1 protein-coding gene is annotated in these 329 nt (G+C 71.4%); it reads left to right on the top strand.

Going from position 1 to position 329, the window contains the following annotated elements:
* A partial coding sequence (locus FJ988_RS31015; protein WP_210242791.1) for a hypothetical protein occupies positions 1-203 on the top strand: 203 nt, incomplete at its 5' end.
* Positions 204-329: the final 126 nt, after the last annotated feature.

Genomic DNA, 329 nt, shown 5'->3' with positions numbered 1-329 from the left:
GGCTCAACCGGTGCGACTGGCTCGACTGGTGCCACAGGCTCGACGGGTTCGACCGGCGCCACGGGTGCCACGGGCTCGACCGGTGCGACTGGTTCGACCGGAGCAACCGGCTCGACTGGGGCGACTGGTTCGACCGGCGCAACTGGCTCGACTGGAGCAACCGGCTCGACAGGTGCCACGGGCGCAACCGGAGCGACTGGTGATACCGGCGCAACGGGTGCCACGGGCGCAACAGGCTCGACCGGCGCAACAGGCTCGACCGGTGCGACTGGCTCGACTGGTGCCACAGGCTCGACGGGTTCGACCGGCGCCACGGGTGCCACGGGCTC

Source organism: Mesorhizobium sp. CU3, from assembly GCF_006442965.1.
GTDB lineage: Bacteria > Pseudomonadota > Alphaproteobacteria > Rhizobiales > Rhizobiaceae > Mesorhizobium.
Note: the sequence above shows the minus strand (reverse complement) of the source record. Positions and strands in the feature narration are given on the sequence as shown.